8 protein-coding genes and 1 pseudogene are annotated in these 9,484 nt (G+C 70.9%); 8 read left to right on the top strand and 1 reads right to left on the bottom strand.

Annotation, left to right across the window (positions count from 1 at the left end; genetic code table 11):
• A pseudogene (locus DDF62_RS15075) lies at window positions 1-2,178 on the bottom strand (hypothetical protein); the annotation flags it as partial.
• A 593-nt stretch (window positions 2,179-2,771) separates the two neighbouring features.
• Between DDF62_RS15075 and DDF62_RS15070 the strand changes: the two are divergent.
• The 8 genes from DDF62_RS15070 (at window position 2,772) to DDF62_RS15035 (ending at window position 9,482) form a co-directional block, all read left to right on the top strand.
• Window positions 2,772-2,954, top strand: coding sequence for a Flp family type IVb pilin (locus DDF62_RS15070; protein ID WP_116489851.1), 183 nt, complete (start codon window positions 2,772-2,774; stop codon window positions 2,952-2,954).
• 98 nt (window positions 2,955-3,052) lie between these two features.
• Window positions 3,053-3,946: a Flp pilus assembly protein CpaB gene (gene cpaB, locus DDF62_RS15065; RefSeq protein ID WP_116489850.1), complete on the top strand. Its 894-nt coding sequence runs from the start codon at window positions 3,053-3,055 to the stop codon at window positions 3,944-3,946.
• A gap of 71 nt (window positions 3,947-4,017) precedes the next feature.
• On the top strand, window positions 4,018-5,409 hold the full coding sequence (locus DDF62_RS15060; RefSeq protein ID WP_165832256.1) for a type II and III secretion system protein family protein: 1,392 nt from the start codon (window positions 4,018-4,020) through the stop codon (window positions 5,407-5,409).
• The gene (locus DDF62_RS15055; protein WP_116489848.1) at window positions 5,381-5,698 is read left to right on the top strand and encodes a hypothetical protein; all 318 of its coding nucleotides are present in this window, start codon (window positions 5,381-5,383) and stop codon (window positions 5,696-5,698) included. Before DDF62_RS15060 ends, DDF62_RS15055 begins: the two co-directional genes overlap by 29 nt.
• Before the next feature lie 2 nt (window positions 5,699-5,700).
• Window positions 5,701-7,185 carry a TadE/TadG family type IV pilus assembly protein gene (locus DDF62_RS15050; protein WP_116489847.1) on the top strand — a complete coding sequence of 495 codons (1,485 nt, stop codon included), beginning with the start codon at window positions 5,701-5,703 and terminating at the stop codon, window positions 7,183-7,185.
• Complete coding sequence (locus DDF62_RS15045) at window positions 7,178-7,678, top strand: TadE/TadG family type IV pilus assembly protein (protein WP_116489846.1); 501 nt, start codon at window positions 7,178-7,180, stop codon at window positions 7,676-7,678. Before DDF62_RS15050 ends, DDF62_RS15045 begins: the two co-directional genes overlap by 8 nt.
• Complete coding sequence (locus DDF62_RS15040; protein ID WP_116489845.1) at window positions 7,675-8,268, top strand: TadE/TadG family type IV pilus assembly protein; 594 nt, start codon at window positions 7,675-7,677, stop codon at window positions 8,266-8,268. The genes DDF62_RS15045 and DDF62_RS15040 overlap by 4 nt, the downstream gene beginning before the upstream one ends.
• Complete coding sequence (locus DDF62_RS15035) at window positions 8,265-9,482, top strand: CpaE/TadZ family protein (RefSeq protein ID WP_116489844.1); 1,218 nt, start codon at window positions 8,265-8,267, stop codon at window positions 9,480-9,482. Before DDF62_RS15040 ends, DDF62_RS15035 begins: the two co-directional genes overlap by 4 nt.
• Window positions 9,483-9,484: the final 2 nt, after the last annotated feature.

The following is a 9,484-nucleotide window of genomic DNA, read 5'->3' as shown; positions in this document are numbered from 1 at the left end:
GCCCAGGGCCACGACGCCGCCGGAGCTCGCGCCGCTGCCGCCGCCGCCGCCCACGCTCTGGGCGAAGATGGCGTCGGCGCCCTGCTTGGTGGTCTTCACCGAGCCGCCGGCGCCCGTCGTGACGGTGACCGCGCCGCCGGCGCCGCCGGCCGCGCCGGAGCCGCCCAGCGAGACGAGACCGCCCGTGCCGGAGGCCGCGCCGCCGCCGCCGCCCACGCTCTGGGCGAAGATCCCGCGGGAGTCGACACCGTCGGTCGAGACCACGCCGCCGCTGGAGACCTCGACCGTTCCGGCCACGCCGCCGGCGTCGCCCTTGGCGCCCAGGGCCACGAGGCCGCCGCTGACGCCGGCGCTGCCGCCGCCGCCGCCGACCGACTGGGCGAAGATCGCATGGGCGTCGGCGCCCTTGGTGGAGACGGCCGCGCCGCTCTCGACGGTGACCTTGGCCAGGCCGCCCGCGCCGCCGGCCCCGCCGCCCGAGCCTAGCGCCACGAGGCCGATGGAGACCCCGCCGTTGCCGCCGCCGCCGCCCACCGACTGGGCGAACAGGGCGTGCGCGCCCTGGCCCTCGGTCGTCGTGGACGAACCGGTCTTGGCGATGATCTCGGCCTTGCCGCCGACGCCGCCGGCCTTGCCGGTGTCGCCGAAGGTGACGATGCCGCCCGCGTCCCCGGCGTTGCCGCCCGAACCGCCGATCGACTGGGCCAGCACGCCGTGAGCGTCCTTGCCCTTGGTCTGGATCAGGCCCGCCTGCTGGACCAGCACCGCGCCGCCGTTGCCGCCGACCGTGCCGGAACCGGCGTCGCCGATGATGCCGTAGCTGTCGCCGCCGCCCCCGGCCGCGCCGCCCAGGCTCTGGGCCAGGATGCCGATCGCCCCGGCCTTGCCGGTGTAGATGGCGCCGGTGTTGGTGACGGTGACCGCGCCGCCTTGCCCGGCCGAGCCGCCCGTGCCGCCGTCGCCGGCGATGTAGCCCGTGCCGCCCTGGCCGCCCTTGCCGCTGCGGCTCTGGGCGAAGACGCCGTGGGAATTGACGCCGTCGGTGACGATCGTCACCGCGCTGCCGAGGGTGACGGTTCCGCCGACCCCGGCCGCGCCGCCGGCCGCGCCCTTGAGGTTGCCGAAGGCGTCGCCGCCCTGGCCGCCGTCGCCGCCCACGCTGGAGACCACGACGCCCGGCAGGTTGTCGGAGACGACCTGGATGTTGCCGTTATTGGCCAGCGTCAGGTCGTGGCTGACGGCGGGTCCGGCCTGGCCGGCGCCGCCGCTGCTGGGCGGATAGCCGATCGTCGCGCAGCCGATGAACGGAATGCAGATCCGCACGCCGCCGCCGTCGTGACCGTTGCCGCCGTTGGCCCCGAACTTGGAGTCGGCGAAGGTGTTGACGTCGCCCGTGGCCGGCGTGAACGCAAAGCTGCCCGCGCCGGTCCCGCCCGTTCCCGGCGGGGTCGTGACGTTGCCGATGTCGGTCGACTTGTTGGTGACCACGGCCAGGCTTGAACTGGCCCCCGAGACGGCTTCCTTGACGGTGACGCCGATCACACGGTTGTCGGCGTTCTTGGAGACCGCCGTCACCTCGTAGGCCTTGCTGGTCTGCGGATCGGTGAAGGTGTCGCCGACGGTGGTCGCCAAGAGGATGATGTTGCCCGCCTCTGTGCGGACCGCGACCGTGGTCAGCTTCTCGACCACCTTCTCGCTGGCGCCCGACACCGGGTTCACGATCATGTCGCCGACACTATAGACCGGCAGAGCGCCCATCAGGGCGATCGAGGCGGCCGAGGACCCCATCAGCGCCGGACCCAGGCCCGCGCCCGTATCGCGGGCGGCGGCGGCCATCGGGGCGGTCAGCACCGCGCCGGCGGTGACGATCATGGCAAGGCGCTTCAGCCGCTTGGCGAAGCGCGAGCCGGCGATCGCGGCCTCGGCGACGGGCGCCTCGGGCGCGGCCGGATCGTCCTTGGCCAGGGCGAGGCGCTCGGCCAGCCGGCCGAGGGCGGCCTTGAGCGCGGCGGCGTCGGGATCGCCGCGCAGCGACAGGCTCTGGACGAGGCCGAGAACCTGAGCGGCGGCCGAGGCGGCTTCGCTTCGCGACAGGCCTTCGGTCTCGATGGCGTGGATCAGCTGATCGACGAGCGTGGCGGCCTGGACCAGCCGGGAAATGCTTTGTTTTTTCGCCACGTTCCGATCCCCCAGACGTCAAACCGTGACTGGATGGTGATATTCGAGTTCGCAAACCAGCAGTTTCTCTCCGCGGTTGACGGGCATGGCGGTGACAATCGGCACGTCCCGCCAGAGGGGCGGTCCACGCCCCGGGGCGTCATCCTGTCGCACCACCCCGCGACGCGACATAAGAAATATCAATAAATTCAGATGGAAGCGTGCGGATGGCGCGCCTTTCCGCCCTCCAGCGAGGCGCGCTTCGTGGCGCTCGAAGCCGGCAACTCGACACCCCCAAATTGAGTAATACAACCTTTAGCCGACACAGAGGCGCTGCTCGCCAAGCGAAACGCTCGCATTGACAACCTGCTGGCGGGCAAAGCCGCTATGCACCCAAGAGAATATTCGCCAAACACGCGACGTTTGCGCCCCAAATACTGAAAAATAGTGCGTTTGACATACGGCGCGCCGCCCGCCGTACCGATTTCGTATTAAAGCGGCCGATGTATTTACTTACCAAACCGTTAAGCCGTTAATCCACAGCGAAGGGGGAAACCTCTTCTTTGTCCGCGAACAAAGATGCGCGGTTGAGAAAACTTAGAGGAGGATACGACATGAATACTCTGCGCGAACTGATCTTCGAAGAAGACGGCGCGGCCGCGGCCGAATACGCCCTGATCCTGGCCATCATCGGCAGCGCGATCGCCGTCGCGGCGGTGCTGCTGGGCACCAACATCGGGGTCGCCATCACGGACGCCGCCGAATGCGTGGCCAATCCGTCGGCCGCCAACTGCTGAGCCAAGTCGTCGGCGGCGCGGGGCGGCAAGCCGCGTCGCCGACCCATGGCGGTGAGCCAGGACAGGCTCCCTGCTGACGTGGGGAGGGGGTTGCAACAATGCAGACGAAGACCGTCATATCCCTTGGCGCGGCCGCTGTGCTGGGCCTGGGCGCCGTGCTCGCCGCACGGGTCTATATGAGCGCCGGGCGCGTAGACGCCCCGGTGATCAAGGAAACCGGCTCGACGCCCGTCGTCGTCGCCGCCCAACCCCTGGCGCGGGGCTTCAAGCTCCAGTCCGCCGTGCTGAAGGTCGCGCACTATCCGACCGACGCCGTGCCGGCCGGCGCCTTCCGCTCCATTCCGGAGGCCGCTTCAGGCCCGGGCGGCGCGCGCATCGCGCTGAAGGACATCGCCGCCAACGAGCCGATCCTGGCCGACCGCGTGTCGGGCTCGGGCGGCCGCTCCAACCTCGCCAGTTCGCTGGGCGAAGGCATGCGGGCGGTGTCGCTGCGGGCCAACGACGTCGCCGGCGTCGGCGGGTTCGTGCTGCCGGGCGACCGGGTGGACGTGCTGCTGACCCGCAGCAAGGACAACAACCAGCCCGAGACCAGCCTGACCCAGGTGCTGGCCGAGAACGTCCGCGTCGTCGGCGTCGACCAGTCCGACGACCAGGGCGCCGACAAGCCGGTGGTGGTCAAGGCGATCACCGTCGAGGTCACGCCCGACCAGGCCCAGGCCATCACCCTGGCCCAGGCCGTGGGCGCGGTGTCGCTGGCCCTGCGCCAGATCTCCGACCAGGCGCCGCTGGGCCGCCGGACCATGACGCTGGCGGACCTGTCGCGAGGCATGGGCCCCACCCAGGTCAACGCGCCGGCTCCGACGCCCGTCCGGGCCGTCGCCCCCCGCCGCCCCGCGGCGCCGCGACCGGCCTCCTCGTCCATGCCGCCGTCGTCGACCGAGGTCCGCGTGACCCGCGGCGTCGAGACGACCGGCTATCGGGTGGGGCTGTGACCATGGCCTCGCCCGCTCCCCCTCCCTCCCGCCGGCGCGCCGCTGACGCGCGCGGCGCAGGACCCGCTCACATGACCCTGAAACACTCGCTGCTGGCCGCGGCCGCCGGCCTGCTGCCCCTGCTGGCGGCGGTTCCGACCACCGCGCCAGCCCAACCCGCCGCCGCCCTCTCCGACGCGGCCGTCCGCAAGGTCGAGGTCAATGTCGCCGTCGGCAAGGCCCAGGTGCTGGAGCTGCCGGCTCCCTACACCGAAATCATGATCGGCAACTCCGAAACCGCCGACGTGCTGCCCCTGACCTCGCGGTCGGTCTATGTCGTCGGCAAGAAGCTGGGCGGCACGACGCTGACCGCCTACGGCCCCGGCCGCAAGCTGGTGGCGGCCGCCAACGTGGTGGTCGGCGCCGACGTCGAGACCCTGCGCCAGCGGATGCGCGACGCCCTGCCCAACGAGGAGAACCTGAAGGTCGCCTCGGGCAACCAGTCGATCGTGCTGACCGGCACCGCCAGCAGCGGCGCCGTGGCCGGCCGGGCCGCGGCCCTGGCCGAGAGCTACGCGCCGGGCCAGGTGGTCAACATGCTGTCGGTCCAGGGCAGCCAGCAGGTCACCCTGTCGGTGCGCATCGTCGAGATGGAGCGCGCCACGGCCAAGGCCCTGCGACTGAACATGAACACGGCCAACCCGGCCTCGCCGAACTACCACAACTTCGTCATCGGCACCGGCGACACCGGCGTGGCCACGACGCTGACCGACACCTTCGGCCTGCTGAAGTTCCCGCTGCGGGCCGGCGACGTCGACCTGGACGTGCTGTTCGACGCGCTGGAGACCAAGGGCCTGGTCAAGACCCTGGCCGAGCCGAACCTGACGGCCATGTCGGGCGACACCGCCAACTTCCTGGCCGGCGGCGAATTCCCCGTCCCCGTGGCCCAGAACCAGAGCGGCGGCCAGACCACGATCACGGTCGAATTCAAGCAGTTCGGCATCGGCCTGGCCTTCACCCCCACCGTCCTGCAGGACGGCATGGTCAACCTGGTGGTCAATCCCGAGGTCTCGAGCATCGACCCCAACGCCTCGTTCGTCAGCAACGGCCTGAGGATCCCCGGCATCAAGGTGCGGCGGGCCAAGACCACGGTCGAGCTGCGCGACGGCGAGTCCTTCACCATCGCGGGCCTGATCCGCGACGACTACCAGGACCAGATCCGCCAGTTCCCGATGCTGGGCGACCTGCCGATCCTGGGCTCGCTGTTCCGCTCGACCAGCTACCAGCGCAACCAGACCGAACTGGTGATCCTGGTCACGCCGCACCTCGTGCGCCCGACCCGGGCCCGCCAGGCGACGCCGGCCGACAACTTCGTGCCGCCGTCCGACACCGAGCTGTTCCTGCTGGGCAAGACCCAGTCCAGCGCGCAGCCGTCAACCGTCAAGGGAGGGGCCGATGCGCCTCAAGGCCATGTCCTTCAATAGGATCCTGCTGGCCGCCGCGGCCTTTACCATGTCTGGGGCCGCGCTCGCCGGCTGCACCGACGCCCGCAAGGACCTGTCGCCCGACTTCGGCGTGGCCCTGCGCAGCAACCTCGCCGCCCAGATCGCCGATCCGGAAGCCCGCTACGAAGGCGTGCTCCAGCCCGGCGGCGACGGGGTCCGGGCCGCCCTGGCGGCGACCCGCTACGGCAAGAACCAGGTGATCCAGCCCGTCCAGGCCAGCACCTCCAGCATCGACAACAAGGGAGCGGCCAAGTCTCCGGCCAACTGATCATGTCGCGCGCGCCCCGCCTTCTTCATCGCTTCGTCCACGATCGTTCCGGCACGGTGGCCACCCTCACCGGGGTGGCCCTGATCGGGCTGGTGGCCATCGGGGGCCTGGCCTTCGACGTCAGCCGGGCCCTGGCCCTGCGGGCCGAGCTGGAGAACGCGGTCGACGCCGCGGCCCTGGCCGGCGCCAGCCAGCTGGACGGCACGAGCGGCGCCATGGGGCGGGCCCAGACCGCCGCCATGGGCAGCCTGGTCAGCAACCGCCAGGCCCTGGGCGACACCTACGAGAGCAACGTGGCCGTCGCCGCCAGCGACATCACCTTCCTGTCCAGCCGCGACCCGGACGTCACCGCGACCACCGACGCGACGGCCAAGTTCATTCGCATCAACCTGGCCCCACGCCCTCGCGGGCTGGTGTTCGGCGCGCTGACGGGCGTCGCGGGCTTCAACGCCACCGCCCGGGCGGTGGCCGGCTACGGCACGGCGATCTGCAAGGTGCCGCCGCTGATGATCTGCAATCCGAACGAGGCCACCAGCCTGGTGTTCGACGGCGACACCTACATCGGCAAGAACTTCGTCCTGACCCCGCCGCCGGGCGGCAACGGCGCCTGGGGCCCGGGGAACTTCGGCTTCCTGTCGGTGGGCTCGGGCGCGGCCGACGTCAAGAACGCCATGGGCCGCTATCCGCCGCTGACCGAGTGCTTCGGCACGACGGTGCAGACCCAGACCGGCAACATCGCCTCGGCCGACGACTACTTCAACGTCCGCTTCGACATCTACAAGTCCTCGGCCAGCGGGTTGAAGAACGACCCGTTGTTCCGACCGGCGATGAACACCCTGGTCGGCGCCAAGACCAACGCCGGCAACAGCGCCTGCACCCCGAGCGTCGCCGTGCCCAGCAACAGCTGCTCGAGCAGCGCGGCGGTCGCCGGGGGCATGGGCCTGCCGCGCGACTGCAACCAGTCGAGCGTGGTCGGCAGCGGCGTCTGGAACAAGGCCCAATATTTCGCCACCAACCATTCGGGCATCAACCCGACCACCTACATCCCGCAGGTCCCGGCAGGCTCCACCGGCACGGGCTGGAACGCCTATGGCCCCGCCCCGGCGGCCGGCGCCACCAGCCCCACCCGCTACCAGGTCTACAAGTGGGAGCTGGCCATGCTGAGCGGGACGATCTCGACCCCGGCCGGCGCCTTCTCCGACGGCCAGACCGCCAACAGCGGCTCGCACGACTACGCCCGGCCCCAGTGCAACACGACCGGCGCTCAAGCCACGCCCGACCGCCGCACGATCTCGGCCGTCGTCGTCAACTGCCAGGCCGACAACGTCCACGGCAGCTCCACGGTCCATGTCATCGCCTATGTCGACCTGTTCCTGATCGGCCCGGCCGTCAGCAACTCGATCTACGGCGAGGTCATCGGCTCGACCACCGACACCTCGGCGGTCGGCACCGAGACCATGCTCTACTCGGTGCGGCTCTATGACTAAGCGCCCTTCCCTCACCCCACGCCTGCTGGCCGGGCGCGAAGGCTCGGCGGCGGTGGAGTTCGCCCTGGTGCTGCCGTTCATGGTGCTGCTGTGCTTCGCCTTCGTGGGCGCGGGCCGGCTGTTCTGGAACTACCACATCGCCGTCTCGTCGGTGCGAGACGCCGCCCGCTACGCCGCCCGCCTGCCGATGACCTGCGCGGGCCTGACCAACGCCGGCGACGTCGCCAACATCCAGAACCTGACCCGCACCGGCACCAAGGACGGCTCTGGCGCGCCGCTGATCGCGACCTGGACCAGCAACGCCACGGTCACGGTCACCGTCACCTGCGTCAGCAACGCCGGCGGGACCTATTCGGGACGCTACGACGGCATGACCGACGTGCCCCGCGTGCAGGTCGCCGCGACCCCGCCCTACATCGAATCCTTCGGCCCGCTGACCGGCATCACCCTGACTTCGTTCACGGTCAGCTCACAGCAGGCGTGGACAGAATGACCCGTCTCCGAGTCACAGCGTCGCGGTTCGCCCGCGAGGAAAGCGCCGCCACGGCGACCGAGTTCGGCCTGGTGTGCTTCGCCTTCATCGTCATGCTGCTGGCGGTGATCGACATGGGCCGGCTGGGCTGGACCATCAACACCGCCAAGACCGCCACCCGCGAGGGCGCGCGCCTGGCCGTCGTCAGCCCGATGGTCTCGACCTACATGGCCAACTACGACGGCACCGCCACCTATGGCGGCGGCGGCACCGTGCCGGACATGGCCTTCAGCTGCACCGGCTCGAACACGACCTGCACCCAGACGCAGGGCAGCGGCGGCTCGCCGGGCTTCAACAACACCACCTTCACGGCCGTGCTGAACAAGATGCAGGCCTACCAGCCCGACATCACGGCCGCCGACGTGACCATCACCTATCGCCACGTCGGCATCGGCAAGGTGGGCAACCCCTACGCCCCCGACATGGAGCCGCTGGTCAGCGTCAGCGTCGCCAACCTCACCTTCACGAGCGTCGCCCTGCAGATCTTCGGGGTCGCGCCCTTCAACCTCCCAACCATGACGTCGACACTCAGCGGAGAGAGCCTGTCATGAGCCTGCTCCATTTCGGCCGCCCCAAGAGCGTCGCGCCGCCGCCACCGCCCAACCACCGTCCGACCGCCTGGCGCGTCGGCCTCTGCGGGGTGGGCCTGGGCGCTGATCCGCCGGTGGCGATGCTGTCGGCGATGTTCCCGGCGGTGACCTTCCGGTTGCTGGACTGCGCCTGGCCCGAGCGCGCCGCCCACGCCTTCGACCTGCTGATCGTCGGCCTGGACGGCGCCGACCCGGCCGAGGTGGAGCGGATGAGCGCGCGGATCGCCGCCTGCGCCGGCCGCATCGAGGTGCTGGTGGCCATGCGCGGCGCCGATATCGAAGCCACGCGCCGGCTGCTGCACCAGGGGGCGGCCGACGTGCTGCCGGCGCCGGTCAGCGACACCACCCTGGCCATCGCGCTGGAACGGATCTTCTGCCGGCTTGACACCGGCCGGGCGCACAAGCGCAGCGGCGAGATCATCAGCGTGCTGAAGGCCGGCGGCGGCGTCGGCGCCACCTCGCTGGCCGCGCAGACGGCGGTGATGCTGGCCGGACGCACCGGCTCGGCCGGCGTCTGCCTGGCCGATCTGGACGTGCAGATGGGCGCGGCCGCCCTCTATCTCGACGTCGGCGACGCGGTGACCGTGGGCCAGGTGCTGACGGCCGGCGGCGCGGTGGAGGAGATGCCGTTCGCCACCTCCCTGCCCACCCACCGCAGCGGCGTGTCCGTGCTGGGCGCGCCGCAGGAAATGATGCCGGTCGAGGCCCTCAGCCCCACCCTGGTCGACGGCCTGATGGCGGCCCTGCGCCGTGACTTCGAGACCACCCTGGTCGACCTGCCCACGGTGTGGACCGCCTGGACCAACCGCCTGCTCCGCCAGTCGCAACGGATCGTGCTGGTGACCCACCTTTCGGTGCCGCACGTGCATCTGGTGCGCCGTCAGCTGCACATGCTGGCGGCCCAGCGCCTGGACGACGTGCCGCTGACGCTGGTGTGCAACCAGGTCGAGCCCGACAGCGCCAGCGGCCTGTCGCTGAAGGCCGCCGAGCAGGCCATCGGCCGCCCCTTCGATCTGGTGGCGCCCGAGGACCGCAAGCTGATGCAGCAGGCGATCAACCAGGGCGTGGCGCTGAGCGCCGTGCGCCGGGGCAGCAAGCTGGAGGCGGCGATCGGCCGCCTGGCCGACACGCTGGTCCCCGCCCAGCCCGTCGCCCTCGCCCAGGTCGGGAGGTAGAT

This window comes from Caulobacter radicis (assembly GCF_003094615.1).
GTDB classification, from domain to species: Bacteria; Pseudomonadota; Alphaproteobacteria; order Caulobacterales; family Caulobacteraceae; genus Caulobacter; species Caulobacter radicis.
The sequence above is the reverse complement of the archived record's forward strand: the minus strand, read 5'-3'. Positions and strand labels throughout refer to the sequence as shown.